A 20,326-nucleotide genomic window follows, 5' to 3' on the forward strand; every position below is an offset into this window, starting at 1 on the left:
TTGGCAGCATCGTTAAACTATTAAACTAAAATTCAAGATTAAAGATCCGACCCCGGGGTCATATACTGTCAATCTAATTCCTCCAAAACCTTTAGATCTTCGCTTAACTCTTCAAGATCGTAATGACGCAAGATATCTTCTTCCCCTAAAAGTTTGGAGAACTCCCACTTTGTCATCCCTGCAAGCTCGCGAGCCTTTCCAAAACTTAAAAGACCTTTATCATATAACCTTAAGGCAAGCTCTCTTTTTAGCCGTGCGGGTATCTCTTCTCTAGGAAGTTTTATGGACATGACCAAATCATCGGGTAACTCTAATTCAAATCCAGACATTGTGACACCTCCTCAAGCTTGCTGCTTCAACAGCAAGAGGCCTGATGTTAGTTTAACATTATATCATTCACAAGAATAAAATCACTATCAGGGCCTACCGTTCATTTAGCTGCACCTGGCCTTTCCATCCTTACGTTACTTAGCCTGCTTCCTTTATTACCCCTACTACACGCTCAAGGCTTAGGTGCCGATGATTTGGTTGAGGTACTTTTTAAGGCTTTTGATACTTAAATAAACATGATAACCTGCTTGGCTTAAGATATCTGCCTGCTTCTTATCTTCTTCTAACAAAAGTGCAACCGGCTCGCTGTACCCCTTTTGCACCCCATCTGGCCAGGCAAGGTCTGCTATGGTAAGCACCTCACCATGGGCATCAGCAATCTCATAATATATCTCCGGGTCAGGCAAATGATTTTCTTTAATCCAGTCTATCAACTCCTGAGTATCCCCGCTTATTAGCTGAGTCCTTTCGGAAACAGCCAAAGCTTGCGAATAATCAATCATCGCCGGTATAGCGGCAGAACCAGTTAAAAGCTCATCCAAAAAGCGGTTGGCCGCTTCGGCAAGTAATTTTCGCCTTTCAGCCAAAAAGGCAGTATAATTTTCCATTTTCCAAAGCTGGGGGTCTGCAGGCACCCACTGTGAAGCTAAAGCTCCGGGGAATCTTTTTTCTACCTCTGGCAAATATATTTCAGGTTTGGTATTACTTATTTTAAGATTTGTGTCCTGCGTCAAGAAACAGTAATTGGCTATAGCGTTTACTTCTGCTTTTGAGTAACCGTAATCGTAAAGTAAAGATTTAGGGAAAATATGATGAATCTGCAGCGCATTAAGTTTACCCAGTAAATTGGCCGAAAGAGGCACACCGCTGCCCCAATCCAGAGCATTATAAACTCTGGTAAGTAAATAAACCATAGGATAAAACCTTGCGCCTAAACTCCAACCGGCAAAATTCTCCGGACGAACAGTAAGATCACCGCGAGAAAGCCGCAACTGTTCAATTAAGCGATCAAGGGCTCCGTCAATTGGCTCTAAAACTTTTAAATCTTTGCTTAGCGTACTTTCGGTCGCACCGGCAAAACGCCCCCATAAAAAACTATGTACATACCAATACAAAAGACGGTCGCGTTCGCGAGCATCACTTATTTTGCCGCCGTGCAGGGACAAATACCTGGCCATTACTGGAAAAGCATAGCGCCCGCCTAAAACACGGTCGTGGTCTAAACCAAGCCTGCCAGAAATCATATTCAATAAATAGTTACTGTTATTTCTGGCCTCAGCCAAACCTTTTTGAAAATCAGCAGCACTTACATTTTCCAGAGCATCAAAGAAAGCTTCGCCGGTAAGTATAGCATTGGCATTACGCAGCAGCCACTCTAAGCTAAAATTAAAACCCGCTTTATTCCATTGCGCTAAATAATCGCGCATCGTTTTTCTGGCTTCGGGCCAAAGAGTACAAATTTTTGCCAGGGCCAGGTCGCCTTTGGATAATTTAGTCCCGCCGCTATTTACCATATTAAAAATATCAACCACTATCTCAATGGTTTTATCTTCACCGGTAACCTCTTCCACATGCAAATCGATTTCTTTGATATTTTCAACAGCATTCAGTCGCCCAATGTAAGTCTTCATTTTGTCGTCTAATAAGTCTGAAGCACCACTTATGCGTTCCAAAAAACTAATAATACCTTTTTGCATAATTTCTGTAACATTTACCCATAAAGGATTACCCTGCATCTTTATAGGCATATAAAACTCAAAAATTTCTTCTTCCAGATTAAAATATAAATCTAAAAAGACTTGAGCATTCCCTTCGAAAAATGCCGGTGGTTTACCCCGAATAATTCCATACAAAGTAGTGACTCGCTGCTGCCCATCCAGCAAAAGCTTAACAATACCAGGCGATAAACCATCGCTGCCCCTATAGGCGGCAGTATCAGCTGGGGTAAGCCAGACCAATAAACTGCCCACCGGATACCGGCGATAAAGAGACTGCATAAATTTGCGCACCTGATTGCGGTTCCAAACGTAACCCCTTTGAAATTCCGGCAGTGCAATACTGCCCAAATCGATATTATCTAGAATAGTACTGATTTTCATGCTGCAGGAACATATCTTCTATAAGATAAATATGCTCCCCTGCCACCTCCTTTTTATGTATGTGATGCTATTCCATACTCCCATTTTTCATCTTAAGTAACGCTCATAAATTCTTTCCATTTCAACCAATATTTTTCTAAAGAATAATCTTGAATTTTCTTTTGCCCTGCTCCCCCCATAGTATTTCTTAACTCACGGTCCAAAATAAGCTTTTCCAACGCCCGGGCTAAACCGACAACATCGCCAAGTTCTACCAAAAAATCTGTTTGCCCATCTTCTACTAATAAATCACGATTATCCCGCACATTACTGGCCACCACTGGTAGCCCAATCGCCATGGCTTCCATGATACATCTCGGCAAACCTTTGTAACTGGGGTCACATGTAACTGGGGTCACATCTTTAGTTTTGAATCTTGGCATTTTCGGAAACCTCCGTTACACCTTTAAAGGTATTCAGCCGGAAAATTCAAGATTAAAGACGTGACCCTGTGGCTATTAAAGATCTGAACCTGTGGCCCACAAAGAGTCATAGGCCATATTGATGTACATATCATAATAGGTCATGTAACTTGCTTCTGATGCTTTCTGCAAAGCACCCAGGTCAACCGAAAAGCCTTTCGGGAAAAGCGCAGCCCATCCGTAGGGCGATGCATCCGACCAGGTCAATTTCTTGACCGTTTTTAGTTTATCAAGGAGGTCAGCAAATGTATCGTCGTAATAGGACGATAAGGTAAGTATCTTTGAAATAGTTAGCGGGACCTTGTTTTCCAGGTCTTTGAAAAGGATATCGCCCGCTCCGAAAAGCTCGCCAGACAGCGTTAAGATTGCCATATATAGGGCAAAATAACGCACAAGCCGGTCGAAGGCATCGTCGCGCCATTGGGCCAATGACGCCCTGATCGGCTCATCATCGCCAAAGCAAGGGTATATGTAAATGCCATCTTCAATACCTTTTTTTCTTAAGTCAAAGGGGACGGATGATGAAGAAATCTTTAACTTAGAAGCTAAAACGATGCACTTTTCGCGCATTTCTTGAAGCTCAAAGGCTTCTTTAAGCGAAGGTATGCGCTGTATGTCTCGGAGGTTGTTGGCACAACTCATCTCGGAAGCGGGAAATTTTCCGATGTATACCCTATCTCCTGATTCGCACTCTCTCGACTGACGCTCTTTGATCCACATATTCCATGAGTTAAGCATTATTCCATCTTTCATCTCGAAATCTTCATTGCTGAGCAAATGCCCTGTGCTGTCGAAGTAATCTGCTAAGCATACATATACTCGGCCATCGATGATGCGCTCCTGTAGCCCAAGCGAATTTATGCGCTCTTCTGCTTCAATAAAGATCGCATACTGCTCATCTTTATTTAAAATTCCAAAATCTTCGACTTTGAGAATGACACCTTGCACAGCCTCTTCGTCTTGCGTCTTTTTATCCAATACGATTGGCCAGGCAACAGGATTTTCTTCCTCGGACCGAATCATCTCGTAACCCATCTTCAAGATGGTTTGATACCACTCAAGCACAGCAAGGGCCTTTTTGTCTATCCAATTCCCCTCGATCAAAGGTATGGATGACATGAAAAGATTGGGCGGATCTTTCGGACAAAGCACCCATCCTGCTTCGACGGCGCCGCTGTTTACTAGGGAGCGCACTTCCTCTAGCAAGGATTCTAGAGCAGTTTCAAAGTCCTCGTCTCGAACATCAAGCAGGCCGTAATTGAAGTCTCTGCCATGCAAAAAATCGTCTCCGTCTTCGGGAGATTCAAACTTTGAGCATATCGCCGCGATCTTACTTTCCTCTCCTGAATTTACGAGAATTTGACGCATTAAATCCCAACCCCAAGGGATCGCCCTGTTTCCCTGCAACAAAAAATATTCCCTTACCATGGCGGGCAGTTCTGATTCAAGCATCTCATCCCATGTCCTAACAGTCCTTTCGTTTAAACTCCAAAGTAAGTCTGCCATTTCTTCCGAAAGCGGATAAGCTTCACGAGCAAAGGTCGTATCGACAGCCTGGGCAAAGCTTGAAACCTGCAGGGACATCAAAAGTCTTTTTAGTCGTTCGGTAAGCAAGTCAACTTCTAACTGCATTTCCCTCTGTCTGTTTCGCAGGTCATCGTTTATGCAATAAAAGAGAGAGGCCAAAAAGTCGATTTGTGGTTTTAACACGTCAAACTTTTCCTTCACATACTTAAGTCCTTTGTCGCTATACTCCTCTGCTAAGGCTTCGGTAAAGCGATTATATAAGCTTTTTACTGAATCACGACGAAATTCGGACCCATTTGCGGCCAGAACTTCCTTTACCCATTCCTTTACAGTTTTTTTAACCATGGGAGAAATATTTTTCAGATCAATTGATGATGATTTTAATGTACTCATTGCAATACTCCTCTCATTTTAAAGATAGTCTAAGTTCATCCAAAATTAACTTTGGCGTCAGGCGTTTTAAGATCAGAGGAAAAACATCCCCTTCGGCTATGCGGACCAAAAGCAGCGGAAGGATGCTGATCGACTAATGCGAAAAAGTACTGAACAAACTGCTGAAATGAACCTAAATTCCACGCTTTTTGCTCACCAAAGAACTTTTACCGGATATTGAGAGATTTGAGAGTCAACCGTCAGAATGGACAGCCCTTCTAATTGAGCTTGTGAAATTAGCAAGCGATCAAAAGGGTCCCGATGATAGTCCGGAAGGGTATAGACATGTAAGACATGGCTTAAAACAATGGGCAGGTTTTCAATGGCGTTAAGGGCCACTTGTTCAGGAATAAAATGCTCAAGATTATCAGAAACCTTTAGCTTGCCAAGTTTAGCTTTTATTGCAATTTCCCAACCGCTGGCAGCGCTCAAGAATAATTGGTTTTTGCCATCACCCATAATTTCGCGAGCCTTTTCGGACAACCTTGGGTCATCTGTGATCCACCACAAAAACGCGTGGGTATCTAACAGGAGTCGCATTTTTCAAATTCATTAAGGATATCTTCGGGAAGTGGCGCATCAAAGTCGTCAGCGATGACTAGCTTCCCCTTTGCGCTTCCTGGAATGCGCTGTGCTGTCTGTCTTTCTATCGACACCAGTCGGGCGACAGGTTTGCCTGCTCTTGCAATGATGACTTCTTTGCCTTCTTCCACTTGGGCTAAGAGCTTGGAAAGGTTGGTTTTGGCTTCATGAACATTTACCTTGAGCAACATTAAGACTCACTCCTTTTTTAAAAGTATAGACTAAGTCATGGACTAAGTCAACTTAGCCTAACTGGGGTCACATCTTTAGTGTTGAATTTTGGCATTCTCGGACACCTCCATTAACCTTTAAAGGTATTCAACCGGAAAATTCATGATTAATGACGTGAGACCCATTCATTACCAGGAATGCAATTTTATTCTATAATTATCAATGAGGTGAACATAAATGTCCATATTGACTGCATTCGTGGAAACAGCCATGCATGAGGCAAGGTATAAAATGCTCGAGGATGGCACGTTTTTTGGGGAAATTCCTTCTTGCCCCGGCGTGTGGGCAAACGAAAAGACCTTGGAAGTGTGCCGTGACGTGCTGAGGGAGGTCCTTGAGGAATGGCTAATTTTAAAACTTCGAGACGGAGATCTTCTTCCTAAAATAGGCGAAATCAACCTTAACACAATAGCGACTGAAGCATGAACCCTAAAAACCAGCGTGAACTGATCAAACGTTTGAAAACATTAGGTTTTACCGGTCCATATTCCGGTGGACGTCATTCGTTTAAGGCGCGATACGTTGAAGTTAAAAGCACCAAGTCCTCATGTAGGGGATATCGGTATTCTAATGCTTAAAGAAATTTTAAGACAGGCGGGCATTTCTGAAGATGAGTGGAATAATACCAGAATAAGATCAACCTGCCAGATTAAATTTAAAGATTAAAGATCCGATCCCAGTGCCGACCGAACATTTTACACCAAAAATTCAAGATTAAAGACCCGACCCCATTTCGAAAGGGAAGTGATATAGTGTTCACGAATGAAAATAATATTGAAGAAAGAATACAGGAGCTTCCCAATGATTTAAAAAAAGAAGTCCTGGATTATGTAGACTTTTTACTCAATAAATATAAAAGTAAGGATATCAAAAAAACAGATAGTTTCAAATTTGACTGGGAAGGCGGATTATCTGATGCAAACATAAAAATAAGTTCTGTTGACCTTCAGCATAAAGCTTTAGATTGGAGATAGGATCTTTGACGATGCTTATCAATGTGTTGCTGCTAAATATTATAAATTGAAAATAATTACCATTCGGAGAGATCCCCTAGGCCGGCTACTTACACATAACCCGAACAAAAATCGACCAAACCAGTCATCACCGGTTAAGCTTGCATTTATGCCAAGTTCGTTTCGTCTATTTACTGCCCAAGCAACTTTAAAACTTCGTCTTTGGATTTGGCGTCAAGGATGACTTCCGCTGCGACGTCGAGTTTAACTTCGTCGGTGACGGAGCGGATTATCTTTTCGTCAGAAGACGACAGGCCGAATTTTCGGCGCAACAGTTTTATAAGCACATCTTGTTTGCCCTTGATTTTGCCTTCTATTTTGCATCTTTCTTCCCCTTGCTGTATCAGCTTTTCAGCAAAAGATGGCATGATTTCTTCACCTCAAAGTTTTTTACTATCCGCTGCATGATGGTTTGAGTATGTCAAAATTCAAGATTAAAGACCCGACCCCAGTACTACTGGCCCATGCCGAAGTACTTGAAGCCGCGGGATTCCATGTCCTTTTTCTTGTAGATGTTGCGCAGGTCGAAAAAGTAGGGCTGGCGCAGCAGTTCCTTTACCCTGTTTAAATCAAGGCTTCTGAACTGGTTCCATTCCGTGATGATTACCAGGGCGTCGCTGCCTTCCATGGTCTCATATTCGTTTTGACAGTAAATGATCCTGTCTTCGATGTTTTTGAGCCTCCATTTGGCTTCCCTATGGGCTGCCGGGTCGTAGACCTTAAAGGTGGCACCCTTACTTGCGAGCTCGTTTAGTATGGTTATGGAGGGTGCCTCGCGCATGTCGTCGGTGTTCGGCTTAAAGGCAAGCCCAAGCACTGCCAATTGCTTTCCCGATAAGTCTCCCAAGACGCGCTCTATCTTTTGTGCGGCCAAAAGCTTTTGGCGTTCGTTTGCCTCGACGGTCTGCTCGACCAAGCTTAAAGTCACGCCGAATTTGCGCGCCATCTCGGCAAAGGCCCTGGTGTCTTTGGGAAAGCAGCTTCCGCCGTAGCCCGGTCCGGGGTGCAGGAACTTGGGCCCGATGCGGCCGTCCATGCCCATGGCCCTGGCGACGTCCTGCACGTTTGCCCCCACGTGCTCGCAAAGGTTTGCCACCTCGTTTATGAAGGTCACCTTCATCGCCAAAAAGGCGTTTGAGGCGTACTTTATCATCTCGGCCGTCTCTATGTTCGTCTCGACGAAGGGCGTCTCGTTTAAGTACAATACCCTGTAAACCTGCTTCATCACCTCAAGCGCCCGATTTGAGTCCGTGCCGATCACCACCCTGTCGGGGTGGGTGAAGTCGTGCACGGCCGAGCCTTCCCGCAGGAATTCGGGGTTTGAGACGACGTCAAACTCAAAGCTTGCCCCTCTTTTTGCCATCTCCTCGTTTATCCATTCTTTGACCTTTTTGCCCGTCCCGATGGGCACGGTGCTTTTGTTCACGATGACCGTGTAGCCGTTCATGTAGCGGGCGATGTCGCGGGCGACCTGCTCGACATACGTAAGGTCTGCGCTTCCGTCGTCTGCGGGAGGCGTTCCCACGGCGATAAATATCACGTCGCAGCTTTCGACGGCCTGCCTTAAGTCGGTGGTAAACTCAAGCCTCTTGTAGTAGACGTTTCTTTCGACTATCGGCTGTAAGCCTGGCTCAAAGATGGGGATCACGCCGCGCTTCAGGCTTTCTATCTTTTCTTTGTCTTTGTCCACGCATATCACGTTTAATCCGAAATCAGACAAACAGCTTCCCGAAACAAGCCCAACGTAACCCGTCCCAACGACGGCTATCTTGTTCATGAACGTCCACTCCTTGCCCTTTAAACTTTATAATATTTCCTGTACCACTCCACGAACTTTGCCAAGCCCTCCTCTATTTGCGTCTCGGGCTTGAAACCGATGGCTTTTTCAAGGTCCGCCACGTCGGCGTAAGTCATTATAACGTCGCCAGGCTGCATGTCCAAGTATACTTTTTGGGCCTTTTTGCCAAGACAATTTTCAAGTACTGCAATGAACCTTGAAAGCTTCACGGGGCTGTTGTTGCCCAGGTTATAGATCTTGTAGGGCGCAAAGCTTTCGCTTATCGGGCCTGCCTTTTCGTTCCAGTCGGGGTTTGGTTTTGGCGTGAGGTCAATAAGGCGGTAAAGGGCTTTTACCACGTCGTCAATGTAGGTAAAGTCGCGGCTCATCCTGCCGTGGTTGAAGACTTTTATAGGCACCCCTGCCAAGATGTCGCGGGTGAAGGAAAAGTAAGCCATGTCAGGCCTTCCCCAGGGGCCGTAGACGGTAAAAAGGCGCACCCCCGTCGAGGGGATGCCGTAAAGGTGGGCGTAAGTGTGGGCCATCAATTCGTTTGCCTTTTTCGTGGCGGCATACAAGCTCACAGGGTGGTCCGTGTTGTGCTCCGTCGAAAAGGGGACGGTCTTATTGCCGCCGTAAACGGAGCTTGACGAGGCAAAAAGCAGGTGTTTAACGGGATAATTTCGGCAGGCTTCAAGGACGTTTACGAACCCCACCAGGTTTGAATCCACGTAGGCGTAGGGGTTTTCGATGGAATAGCGCACCCCCGCCTGGGCCGCCAAGTTCACCACGTATTCGGGCCTACAAGCGGCAAAAATTTCGTCCACGACAGGTTTTTTCTTTAAATCCGCGCGGTAAAAGACGAAGTTGCCATAGGCGCGCAGTATATCCAGGCGGTCTTCCTTAAGCTTGGGGTCGTAGTAGTTGTTTAGGTTGTCTAACCCAACGACGAAATACCTTCGCTCAAGCATAAATTTTGCGAGATGAAAGCCGATAAACCCGGCAACGCCGGTGATCAGGATTTTTGACTGTATAGGTAAGGTGTCGGTCATTTGGTGGTCTCCTTTGGTTAAATCTAAATTGGGCCTTTACGGGGCGCAAAGATTACAAAATGGGTATTGCTGTAATGTTTAAGACAAAATACGGCTGCGAAGGGAAATTAGCCATCTTTGCCAGCTTCGTTAACTTTTTAAATTAAAATTCAAGATTCAAGATGCGACCCCCAGTGCTTTTTTTGATAAATAAAGGTCATATATATCGGACATCTCGACCAGGACATTTTCCAAAGAATAATCGCATATCTTTTTTTGCCCCGCAATGCCCATGGAAATTCGCAGTTGGCGATCCAAAATAAGTTTTTCAAATGCCTGGATTAATCCAGAAATGTCTTCAAGTTCTACCAAAAACCCTGTACGCCCATGTTCTACCAGATCTCGGTTACCGCGAACATTGCTTGCTACGACAGGCTTGCCTGCAGCCATGGCTTCCATGATGCATCTCGGCAAACCTTCGTGTTTAGAAACAAGGGTAACGATATCAGTTTCCCTAAGAATTTGCGGAACATCGCGACGGTAACCCAAGAAATAAACTCGCTGGATATGTTCTTGTAAAACTTTTTTCTGCAAGGTTGCCATTTTTTCTCCAGTGCCTACAAATAACAAATGAATGTAATTATGCCGTCTTGTCAGCTCACCCCAGGCATCTAACAAAAAATCATGATTTTTTCTTTCAATTAATTCAGCCACACATGTAACAATGATATCTTCTTGGCCAATTCCTAAGGAAGCGCGAATGTTATTTTCGCATACAAGTGGGTCAGCATATTCGGATAAATCGACACCCACTCCATGCACGTAAAACAAATTTTCTCCGGCTTTGAAGCTAAGCTTTTGGGCATTTTCAAAATCCTCACTGTTCATAACAATTAGCCCGTCCGTCCAACGTGAGGCAATTCGCTCTGCAGTATAATATATAAGCCAGTTTCGCCTCGGAGCTTCCTTGTAGAAGTGAAAACCGTGTGCAGTGTATAAAACCGGCCCCTGATGTGTTGATTTGGCTAAAAACCTCCCCAAAAAGGCAGCCACCGGCGTATGAACATGGATAAGATCAAAATGATGGTTCTTTAATAAAGACCTCAACTCAAGGAAAGCCTTAAAATTAGCCGGGTTATAGGGAGAACGTTTGAAAGGAATTTCCCAACATATCACACCGGCATTTTCAACGTCATCCCTGCGTCCTGTCACAGAAGAAGCCGCGGCATGAACCTCGTAGCCTTTTTCCTGCAGCATCTTCATGAATGGGATGTGAAAAGCTGCCAAGTGGTTGTAGACGGTGGCGATGAAAAGGATTTTGCCGTTATTTTGGACGTATGTACCACAACTTTGTTCTACATTTTCTTTTTTATTTACAATACAATCCATTAACAGAGAACTCCTTTGATTTCGAAACATCTCATATACTAGAATACAAATCATAAAATTAATAAGATGATTTAATATAAATTAATCTTTAAGCCTGATCTATTCCAGAAATCGAAGTAGACAATATATAAGATATTACTTTTTCTGCTATTTCTTTTTCTTTATCAGAAATCACCTTGCTGCGCCTACGAATCAAAATCTGCTCAAGCCCTATTAACGTAAAAATTTTATAAATTATATATTTCATCCATTCTTTACACAAAAGAGAGAAGGTCCCTAAATATCCGACAATCGATGGGCCATATTTAGTTATTATCTTCATATCCGTTTTTTTTGATGCGATATATTTTGATATATTAAAAGATCCTAATTCTCGATAAAAAAATAGTGGCTCTGGTAATATCGCAGCTTGCGCTCTGCCGAAAGTTCTACACCATAACTCCCGGTCTTCGGCTCGTACAAATAATGGGTCATACGGATTATTTCTAAACCAAACAGTTCGACCTGTTATAGTGGGATGAACATAAGGCGCACGACGAAGAACGTCCTTGCCAGAGATATTCGACATAATATCGCCCCTTTTTCCAGTTATTTGATTTTGGTCGTCAATAATATATATTGCTGTAGCGACAAAATCCACATCTGGATGAGCATCCAGAAATTCAACTTGTTTATGTAATCTATCGGGATGCATAAGATCATCGGCATCCATTCTGGCAAAATACTCACCTCTAGCCATATTAACCATTTGGTTTAATCTTACAATCAAACCTTTATTAACTCCATCACTTATTAGTCTAACCCGCGGATCTTTTATCCTTCTTGCTATATTTAATGAATTATCGGATGATCCATCATCAATCAATATCAGTTCCCAATCTTGAAATGTCTGGCAAAATACGGATTTAATTGCATTCAACAAAGTTTTTTCATTGTTAAAAAAGGGAATTCCAACGGAAACTCTCACATATCCCAACCTCCTATTTCACAGGCTTATTAAAATGTTGGTAGAACTGATATTTAGGCATCACCATCTTAAGAGATCAATCTCTATTAGTTTCAGAGCAGTTCCTTCTGTTTATAACTTGACGAAAGAAATCTAAACGTTTACTCTCTTTTTGCCAGGTGCTAAGATGCATCACTTCATTACGCGGAACACGTTTTCCCTTCCATTGGTTTACAAAGTTTTGTATCAATTGAATATTATTATCAATATTATCCTCACAGTTAGGAAGTTTAAGCAAAAAAGAAGCGCCATTGGGGAAATCAGTATCTTCATAAGCAATAATAACAGGTAAACCGTATGCAAGATATTCTCTAACTTTCAAAGGAGAAGCTTCTTTCATCCCATTACGATGTAATGCCAGGGTACCTATTGCACAGTCAGAGATTTGTAATATCTGCTCATATTGTGATCTATTGAGCTTCCCATGCAAATGTAAATTTGTTGGTGCGCTACCATCAATTTCAGATTGACTAATACCGATAAGTTCGAATTCCCAGCCAGGACATAAATTTGCAAGGCGAATAATTTTATCAACGCCGTGCCAGGAACAACCTGCTTGCCCAATGAAAACCAGTCTGACAGTATCAGTATTATTTGGAGGTAATGTTTTTACCTCTTCTATTGGAAAGCCATTTCCAATTAAGGTATACGGTTTATTGTATTTTCTATATTGGTACTCCTGTGCTAATTCCGAACATACAAACACTAAACCAGCAGCTTTACTAAGGATAATGCGACTCGATGCTAAACTGTAAAGCCATTTTAATCTTGAATACATTCGTACTTCCTTCATAAAATTTGTGTTAACTTCAATTACTAAAGCATTATTAATTGCTAATTGTTTAACAGGTGGATAGTAATGATCTTGTCTTGTATAGATAACATCAGGATTCCAAGCAATTATATCATTTACTGCCCTTTCAAAAGCTGTAATTCTTGAACGATAAGCAATTGATCGATTCTGATATGTGTATATAGCTGAATCAAAGTTATAATATTTCTTTATGGATTCATCGAGGCATCGTGTTATTATAAAAATCTTAACGTCAGAATATTGTAACCATACATTTATCTGAGATATTATTTTTTTGAACACACCACTGTCAGGTCCCATGTTTAGATGAACCATGTACGCTATGCGCATATTATGCAATCTATGAAGTCTCCTTTTTATATATTTAAATGATAATCGTCATTATTTAACATACTATAATATTTAGAATATGGTATGTTGATATTAAGCTTTACTTTCATACTTGACATAACTATTATAATAATAAAAGCTACTAAGCCACCTTTATTTATAAAATCGGAGAAGCTACCTGATATTAATCCTAAAATAGAGTATGAAGAAATTGCTAATGTAGCATAAAAAATACATATATCTACATTTCTTATACAATAATCAATTAAAATAATTATAGATATAAATATAATAGATATTATAAATATCCCAATATATCCATATCCGCTCCACGCTACAGCAAGAAATGAGGCATTCGATGAAAATCGATCTCCAACAGCTGCATATGCAACTTGATATATACTAATATCATTATTAGAGTATCGTAGTGGTATGGCAAATATTTTTAAGATGCCTCGATAATCAAAATATTCAGGAAAAACTGCAAAAAAGTTTGTTTCGGTAGCGCCTGGTATTATAAAAATCCTTGCTATTAGACTCAATGTTGCTTCCTTAAATGATAAGCCAAAGTTGACAGCATAAAGAAGGATTCCCCCTATTATGCCTGTCATAAAAGCAAGTTTTGTTATTTTGCCTAGCATATCTTTAATAGATGTTCCATATGATATACTAAAACTTTTCCAAAGCAATATATAAATTAATATCACACCTAATATGGGTGCTTTTTGTCTTGTTTGATAAGCATAGGCTAACGAAAGGAAAAATAATATCATATAAATTATTCTTGTAATTATACTTTTCTTTTGCTTACCCGCCAAATAACAAAACGCGGTTAAAGGAAATAAAATTTGAGCAGCTAAGCTTGCAGACCACGCCCCTTGTCCTTTTTGAAGAGTATCACGTATTATTGATCTTGCTCCTATTGCTTCCATTGTACTAGAATAAAATAAGCGTGTATCCATTAGGAAACCTAAACCGGGACCTAAAAAAAAGTATTTAATGTAAAATAATATACCTATTACAAAAAAAATAAATCCCCATATGTTTAAAGTGTATTTCTTCAATTTTACTGAATTATATGATCTAATGGAAGTCTTCCAATTAAGTTCTATCATAATTGCGACAATAGCAATACTAAAAAATATCCAATGTGAGAATAATTGCCTTGCATAAAGCTCTAAATTACCATCATTAATTAAAAAAATAGGATTAGGTAAATATGAAATATTTTCTAGTGGTAAATATGGAGCTATGCTAATTCCCAATGAATCAAACACAATAAATCCTACTAATATGAATGCTAAAAACGATTTTTTTCTTATCATTATAATATATGATAAAAGAAGAGCTATTAAAATGAATAATAAGTGTGCTATACTCAACATCACCATTTTACTAACCTGCCCCTTAGATAAATATATTAAATAACATCATCAATTAAGTAGGCTATTATCTTCTTGGCCGCTGAACTCTGTTTGTATGCATTTAGATCCATTTTATTGAATTGTTCTAGAATATTTTCTATTACGGTAACAATATCACAGAAAACAGGATTTAGTAATATATTCCACCCCAGCTCGACCAATTCCACCCATTCCGTCTCCTCGCGCAAGGTAACGCAGGGCACGCGGTAGAAAAACGCCTCCTTTTGCACGCCGCCGGAATCTGTGGCGATGAGACGGGCGTTTTTTTCAAGCATCACCATATCAAGATAGCCAACCGGCTCAGTCAGGCAAATGGCCGAAGCCACCTTATCGTACATACCGCTTTTTATCAACGCCTCACGGGTTCGCGGATGTAAAGGCAAAACCACCTTTATCTCACCGGCTATTTCACACAATGCGTCAAATATGACCTTAAGCCTTACAGGATCATCCGTGTTTTCGGCGCGGTGCACGGTAGCAAGGATGTATTCCTTAGGTTTTAGGCCCAATTTATTTAATATTTGGCTTTGCCCCTCGGCCATTTTACCGTAGAAAAGGGCTGCATCATACATCACGTCTCCAACTAATTTAATCCTTTCTTCGGGGATTCCCTCGTGTCGCAAGTTCATAACGGCAGTCTTCGTGGGAGCAAAGAGCAAATCCGAGGCATGATCCGTAAGTACTCTGTTGATCTCCTCAGGCATATGGCGATTGAATGAGCGCAGTCCCGCCTCCACGTGTGCCACCGGAATATGAAGCTTGACGGCTGCCAACGCACCTGCCAGCGTGGAGTTTGTGTCGCCATAAACCAACACCCAGTCAGGTTTTTCTTCCAATAAAACTTTTTCGATGGCTTCTAGCATTTTCCCGGTCTGCGCGCCGTGCGTGCCGGAACCGATACCCAGGTTGTAATCGGGCCTTGGAATTTCAAGCTCCTCAAAGAATACGTCAGACATATTTGCGTCGTAATGCTGACCTGTATGCACCAAAATTTCTTTGACGCCTTCTGTTGACCTAAGCACCCGCGATACAGCGGCAGCTTTGATGAATTGTGGACGGGCACCGACCACAGACACTATCTTTAGCATAATACGACCACTCCGTTTTTTATGTCGCCTTCACGACTACGCCTCAAATTCAAACCCCCACCAACACCTTACCGTAAAGCTCCCTGTCCTTCCTTGAGATCAAGCTGCTGTTGTGCCATAATAACGTAAAGTCGCCATTAAACATTTTACACGTTTCTGCCAGCTTTTGGATCAAAGGCAGGGACTTTTCATGCGAAAATCCCATATATTGGCCTCCCAGCATGCTTCCTTCCATCACTATCAAGGGCCTTTCGCACAAGGCTAAAGGTTTCCGCTGGAGGATGTCGTAAACAGGATACTCAAAACACACTCCGCAGCGAAATCCGACGTGATCCGCAAAGGTCAATGTGCTGTCGTAATCTAGCCCTGCTTCCTCCCACGCCCGCCACGTCGTGGGAGCCTCCCAGCGCAGGTAATGCTACCTTCCGCCCCAAACGTCCTGGCAAATCCCCTCTTCTTCTGCAACCGAAATAAGCCTTTTAAACTCCTTCTTCACCTGATCCGTGCTTCGAAAACTATTATAGCTTGTGTGCAGCCCTATTTCATGTCCCCGCCCGCAGATCTTTTTCATTAGCTTTCTAATCCATGGATCATCAAGGCGGTAAATTCCGTCGATTCTACCCGCCGTATGGTCGGCGATGAAGTAAAAAGCTCTCCTTAAGCCATTTCGTTCGCTCGCATCCATGATGAAGTCAAAGGTATTGCTGATATCCGCATCGACGTTTCCCGTGCATACCTTTGCCAACGACATAAGCCTGCGCGTCGAAAGTTGCACATCTTTTCTTTTTAAGACATCTCCCGCTGCGGTCTTTAACACCCTTAGAGGATTGTTGCCGGCGACGCTCAAAGGCCAATCTACGTCATGGCTGAGACATGCTCTGTAGCTTCTTTTTTTACGCTCAAGTCCAGGCCAAAGCTTCTTAATGGACCACCACAGAATCTCCAGGTATTCATTTACTATCGGGCGCATTAAAAAGCCCTCATGGTAAGCAAGCGATGCCCGGGCCGGAAAGCGCTCGTGCTCGTCTTTGACCGATTTAACGACCTCTTCGTATCGCGTGAGCATGAAAAAGGCGCTCCCAAAAATATCGAGGCCCAATTTAACTTTAGAATCTTGAACATCTATATAATCGCCGCTATCCAATCTGCTTCCGTAGATAATCGGGATAATATGATTTACACATGCAATATCGACAAGAACCTGAGATAAATCAAATGTCTCCAGCGGTTGGTTCGGCAAAGAATCGTCCTTAATCCATTTGTCCGTTGGAGTTTGAAATAAGACGTCTGAGACAAGCAATTCGCGATTCTTTGTGTCATTCATGGTTATCAGGACGTCTTGTCGTTCCTCTGCAACCTAAATTCCCGAAAAATTTTAACTATGCTCCGGGTCAACCTCCAGCCTCTCCATAATTTGACGCTGTGGCTTAGTAACTTCCGTGAGGATATGCCTGTACTTGCCCGAATAGCGAACTTGAGTCAACGTCTCCATTTCCAAGAGCAGTTCCCGGACAGTGTTCTTTTCAATAAGCCTAGCGTCGCGCATCTTTTTTGCGCAGGGCGCTCATATAGATGGAAGCTATGAACTGGACGAAGAGTCGGCCATCCATAGTCGAGGAGGTGTGAATGCGGAGTCGTTTCATATCCAACTGGTTTTTGAGGTCATCAAAACATTTCTCCACATAAAAGCTTTGAGATTTACTGAGACATACATGTCTCAATAGAGAAATGTTGCAAGGAATCTAATATGGGGAGCACTATACAGATACTCTAGTAAGAAATATGATAACTCGGGCAAAAGAGTAGGGCAGTTGAAGAGGAAAGTCTTGAATATCTCAATTGAATAGTGCCTTCAAATAACTCCTCCAAACTAACAGGAAAGCGCAGCTTCCTAAGAAAGCCGAAGAATACATGAAAATTTGTTTCCCGATAATCTGAAAATATAAACAAGGCAGCAAAAGTAAAACCGAATGAACAAAGATTTTCCCTATGAAACGCATAGGAGTTGTCAACTTGTTCCCAGAGATATTCAATATCAAAAGAAGATATACGCAATATGCTGCAGCGCTAGCGACTCCATAAAAAAGTATGGAATGGTCGGCGCTTTCAAAAAGCCTACCGCTGTAAAGTGAAGTGACCCTGGTTAGAAGCAGAATTGACTGGAAAACAAGAAGGGTGCGTTGTCTTTCCATAGCGAAAAAAACAGTGGAGAGAGGGGATGCCAATACCTGAAAAATGAGATATGGAGCTAGAAATCTGACATAGAGTCCGGATATAGCCCAATCCTTTCCAAATACTGTTGAAAAAAGATTTGGAGCGATAATTGCTATGACAATGAGGGGGAAGATCCCAACAATGGCCAAAGCCTTAAAGAACTTCTCTGTTACATTTGCGGTATTCCCTGAAAATCTAGAAGCACTTGCCTTTTGAAAATAAACCTGGGAAACGGACGCACCGATGATCAAAAGAGGAAGATGTATGAGCCGATTTCCCAGGGAAAACCATCCAGCTACAGATTCGGAATACCAGCTCACCAGAAGAATCGGAGTGACCTGTGCACTGGCGGTATTCAGCAAGGTGCCCCAAGAACTGTATAAGGGGAACCGGCGGTACCGTTTCGCCACGTGCTTCAAGCGATGTGATCGGGGGAACCGGAAGGTCTTGCCCTTGAAACTGCTCGCCAAGGAAAGGATACCTGCAGTCTGGTTTATGAATTGCCCGATCAGCAACCCTATGGGGCGCAGCCCAATGAATCCGAGGAAAATCTGAGTGATGCCTCCGAAAATGCTTTGAGCCATTCGTGTCCTGGATATGACCCCAAAAGCTTTTTCTCTCACTGCCCAGTAATTCAGGATGGTGTAGAAGCCCCCGCCGGCAAAACCCAATGGAATCAACCAAAAATAGGGTTGCAAAGATTCCCATTTGAGAATACGCACCCATTTGTCGGGTACGAAGAATATTGTCGTCGCAACGAAAAGACAAAGAAGCAGGTGCAGTATCATGCTTAAGACGAATAGATTGAAAGCACGATTGTTTGCCTTTGGTAAAGGTATGGCAAGATGGTAACCAAATCCAGAGAAGGCTAGAAGCAATGCAAGTATCGCGGTATAAACCGAGAGAACTCCAAAATCAGCGGGAGAATACACTCGAGTTAAAAGGGGGGCGAAGAGGATATTAATAAATTGAGCCATAGCTGTCCCTCCGGCAAGAACCGATATGGCCCGAACGGTTTTGCTTTTCGGAACAAATTTCGCAAATTTTTCTCTGGCCTTATCAATTCCAGGAATGGTCATGTATCACTCAATAAGCTCCAAGGGATTCATATACTTACCTCGGCATCGCACAGGGCTTCACCTGTCCTCCGGAAAGAGCGGATTGGTATGCCGCCTGGATGATCTCCACGGTCTTTCGTCCCTCGCGCCCTTCTACAACTCCGTTGATATTGCCTTTAAGCGCCTCAATGACATGGCTGTAGAAGTCAAGGTGTCCGAAGCCGTAGACTGAAGTCGGATTGGTATTGGCCTGTTCCACTTCTTTGTCCATGGGGTGGGGCTGATCGAACTCCCAGGTATCTATTCTATTGAGGGCAATGCCGCCTATCTTGACAGTGCCTTTTTCTCCCAGAATTGTGATGCTTCCTTCAAGATTTTTGGGATATGTCAGGGTGGTGACGTTGATGCTCCCCAGGGCTCCGCTTCGGTAGCGGAGATTGACCACGATGGTGTCCTCGGCCTCGATGCGCCTGGCCAAGGTGGCGCTGAAGGCCTGGACGGATTCCACGGCCTGGAGTATCGAAAGGTCTTTGCCTTTTTCTTTGGCTGAACGGATGAGAGCCTTCACGTCCTTGGGAAAGCATGAACCTCCGTAGCCGACGCCGGCGTAGAGGAAGGCGGGGCCGATTCGCTTGTCGGTGCCGATGCCGCGGCGGACTTCCTCTATGTCGGCGCCTACGGTCTCGCAAAAGTTGGCGAGCTCGTTCATGAAGCTGATACGGGTGGGCTGCATGGCGTTAGCGGCGTATTTAATCAGTTCGGCGGAAGAGATGCTCACGGTGAGGATTCTGGGTTCCCTCTGCACGTAGGGGGAGAAAAGCTCCCTGAGAAACGCCGATGTCCTGTCGTTTTCCGTCCCGATGACGATGCGGTCGGGGCTCAAAAAGTCGTCGACGGCGGAGCCTTCCTTGAGGAATTCGGGGCAGAAGGCCACGTCGAAGTCGATGTCGGTGCGTCCGCGCTTTGTAAGTTCTTCTGTGATGATGGTCTTGATCTTGTAGCTGGTCCCCACAGGGACGGTGGACTTGATGGCGATGATCTTGTAGCCTTCCATGCAGGCGCCGATGTTTTGTGCCGCCTGTAGGACGTATTTGAGGTCGGCGTTGCCGTTTCCGTCGGGCGGGGTCCCCACTGCGATGAAGACGAAGAAGCTGTTTTTGACGGCTTCTTTTGTGTCGGTGGTGAACTTGAGCCGTCCCTGGGAGACGTTTCTTTTGATGATGTCCTCCAGGCCGGGTTCGTAGATGGGGACGATTCCGGCATTGAGCCTTGAGATCTTGTCTTCGTCAATGACGACGCACCAGACGTGGTTACCCTGTTCGGCAAGGCATGCCCCGGTGACGAGCCCCACATATCCTGTTCCGATCATGCAGACGCGCATTGGTTGCCTCCTTCGTGTGCCTTCAGCGTGCCGTAGAATTGTGCCTTCGCTTTGATTCTAGACGTCAGTTGCCTTTTCAGTCAATTCCCAGAACTGCTACAAATTCGGGCACGGTTACATATTCATCGTTACGGCCTCT

General features: G+C 43.4%; 20 protein-coding genes. 2 read left to right on the plus strand and 18 right to left on the minus strand.

The features are described 5' to 3' along the window. Nucleotides 1-68 precede the first annotated feature (68 nt). The 6 genes from HMPREF1705_RS00110 to HMPREF1705_RS00135 all read right to left on the minus strand — a co-directional run bounded on the left by HMPREF1705_RS00110 (nt 69) and on the right by HMPREF1705_RS00135 (nt 5,622). Nucleotides 69-329, minus strand: a complete 261-nt coding sequence (locus HMPREF1705_RS00110; protein ID WP_009200775.1) for a UPF0175 family protein — start codon at nt 327-329, stop codon at nt 69-71. Between the two features lie 180 nt (nt 330-509). Then, a complete protein-coding gene (locus HMPREF1705_RS00115) occupies nt 510-2,429 on the minus strand; it encodes a GmrSD restriction endonuclease domain-containing protein (RefSeq protein ID WP_009200774.1) in 1,920 nt (639 codons plus the stop codon). A gap of 92 nt (nt 2,430-2,521) precedes the next feature. Further along, entirely contained in the window at nt 2,522-2,851 is a 330-nt protein-coding gene (locus HMPREF1705_RS00120) for a glycosyltransferase (RefSeq protein ID WP_040347890.1), read from the minus strand. Nucleotides 2,852-2,926: 75 nt separating this feature from the next. Then, nucleotides 2,927-4,810: a hypothetical protein gene (locus HMPREF1705_RS00125; RefSeq protein ID WP_040347889.1), complete on the minus strand. Its 1,884-nt coding sequence runs from the start codon at nt 4,808-4,810 to the stop codon at nt 2,927-2,929. Nucleotides 4,811-5,002: 192 nt separating this feature from the next. After that, complete coding sequence (locus HMPREF1705_RS00130) at nt 5,003-5,332, minus strand: type II toxin-antitoxin system VapC family toxin (protein ID WP_242603484.1); 330 nt, start codon at nt 5,330-5,332, stop codon at nt 5,003-5,005. 41 nt (nt 5,333-5,373) lie between these two features. Then, nucleotides 5,374-5,622, minus strand: coding sequence for a type II toxin-antitoxin system Phd/YefM family antitoxin (locus tag HMPREF1705_RS00135; RefSeq protein ID WP_009200770.1), 249 nt, complete (start codon nt 5,620-5,622; stop codon nt 5,374-5,376). Nucleotides 5,623-5,839: 217 nt separating this feature from the next. Here HMPREF1705_RS00135 and HMPREF1705_RS00140 point away from each other — a divergent pair, with 217 nt between their 5' ends. Continuing rightward, nucleotides 5,840-6,088, plus strand: coding sequence for a type II toxin-antitoxin system HicB family antitoxin (locus tag HMPREF1705_RS00140; protein WP_009200769.1), 249 nt, complete (start codon nt 5,840-5,842; stop codon nt 6,086-6,088). Nucleotides 6,089-6,414: 326 nt separating this feature from the next. Beyond that, nucleotides 6,415-6,636, plus strand: a complete 222-nt coding sequence (locus HMPREF1705_RS00145) for a DUF2281 domain-containing protein (protein WP_009200767.1) — start codon at nt 6,415-6,417, stop codon at nt 6,634-6,636. Nucleotides 6,637-6,806: 170 nt separating this feature from the next. On the opposite strand, the gene HMPREF1705_RS00150 is transcribed toward HMPREF1705_RS00145, so the two are convergent. The 12 genes from HMPREF1705_RS00150 to HMPREF1705_RS00210 all read right to left on the minus strand — a co-directional run bounded on the left by HMPREF1705_RS00150 (nt 6,807) and on the right by HMPREF1705_RS00210 (nt 20,187). Next, nucleotides 6,807-7,043 (minus strand): RpnC/YadD family protein, encoded by a 237-nt coding sequence (locus HMPREF1705_RS00150; RefSeq protein ID WP_009200766.1) that lies wholly within the window; start codon nt 7,041-7,043, stop codon nt 6,807-6,809. Between the two features lie 86 nt (nt 7,044-7,129). Further along, complete coding sequence (locus HMPREF1705_RS00155) at nt 7,130-8,452, minus strand: UDP-glucose dehydrogenase family protein (RefSeq protein WP_057940606.1); 1,323 nt, start codon at nt 8,450-8,452, stop codon at nt 7,130-7,132. Between the two features lie 20 nt (nt 8,453-8,472). Then, on the minus strand, nt 8,473-9,504 hold the full coding sequence (locus tag HMPREF1705_RS00160) for an NAD-dependent epimerase (RefSeq protein ID WP_242603485.1): 1,032 nt from the start codon (nt 9,502-9,504) through the stop codon (nt 8,473-8,475). Nucleotides 9,505-9,660: 156 nt separating this feature from the next. Further along, entirely contained in the window at nt 9,661-10,872 is a 1,212-nt protein-coding gene (locus HMPREF1705_RS00165) for a glycosyltransferase family 4 protein (RefSeq protein ID WP_083489934.1), read from the minus strand. Between the two features lie 88 nt (nt 10,873-10,960). Continuing rightward, nucleotides 10,961-11,839, minus strand: coding sequence for a glycosyltransferase family 2 protein (locus HMPREF1705_RS00170; protein WP_057940607.1), 879 nt, complete (start codon nt 11,837-11,839; stop codon nt 10,961-10,963). A gap of 76 nt (nt 11,840-11,915) precedes the next feature. Continuing rightward, complete coding sequence (locus HMPREF1705_RS00175; protein ID WP_057940608.1) at nt 11,916-13,031, minus strand: glycosyltransferase family protein; 1,116 nt, start codon at nt 13,029-13,031, stop codon at nt 11,916-11,918. 17 nt (nt 13,032-13,048) lie between these two features. Beyond that, the gene (locus HMPREF1705_RS00180) at nt 13,049-14,413 is read right to left on the minus strand and encodes a hypothetical protein (protein WP_057940609.1); all 1,365 of its coding nucleotides are present in this window, start codon (nt 14,411-14,413) and stop codon (nt 13,049-13,051) included. A gap of 29 nt (nt 14,414-14,442) precedes the next feature. Then, on the minus strand, nt 14,443-15,534 hold the full coding sequence (wecB, locus tag HMPREF1705_RS00185; protein WP_057940610.1) for a non-hydrolyzing UDP-N-acetylglucosamine 2-epimerase: 1,092 nt from the start codon (nt 15,532-15,534) through the stop codon (nt 14,443-14,445). Nucleotides 15,535-15,583: 49 nt separating this feature from the next. Continuing rightward, the gene (locus tag HMPREF1705_RS10860; RefSeq protein WP_165588950.1) at nt 15,584-15,739 is read right to left on the minus strand and encodes a polysaccharide deacetylase family protein; all 156 of its coding nucleotides are present in this window, start codon (nt 15,737-15,739) and stop codon (nt 15,584-15,586) included. A gap of 213 nt (nt 15,740-15,952) precedes the next feature. Next, nucleotides 15,953-16,858, minus strand: a complete 906-nt coding sequence (locus tag HMPREF1705_RS00195; protein WP_057940612.1) for a DUF7033 domain-containing protein — start codon at nt 16,856-16,858, stop codon at nt 15,953-15,955. A gap of 511 nt (nt 16,859-17,369) precedes the next feature. After that, nucleotides 17,370-18,827, minus strand: coding sequence for a lipopolysaccharide biosynthesis protein (locus HMPREF1705_RS00205; protein ID WP_057940613.1), 1,458 nt, complete (start codon nt 18,825-18,827; stop codon nt 17,370-17,372). A 34-nt stretch (nt 18,828-18,861) separates the two neighbouring features. After that, on the minus strand, nt 18,862-20,187 hold the full coding sequence (locus HMPREF1705_RS00210; RefSeq protein ID WP_057940614.1) for a nucleotide sugar dehydrogenase: 1,326 nt from the start codon (nt 20,185-20,187) through the stop codon (nt 18,862-18,864). Nucleotides 20,188-20,326 lie beyond the last annotated feature (139 nt).

The sequence above is a fragment of the Acetomicrobium hydrogeniformans ATCC BAA-1850 genome (assembly GCF_000160455.2).
GTDB lineage: Bacteria > Synergistota > Synergistia > Synergistales > Acetomicrobiaceae > Acetomicrobium > Acetomicrobium thermoterrenum.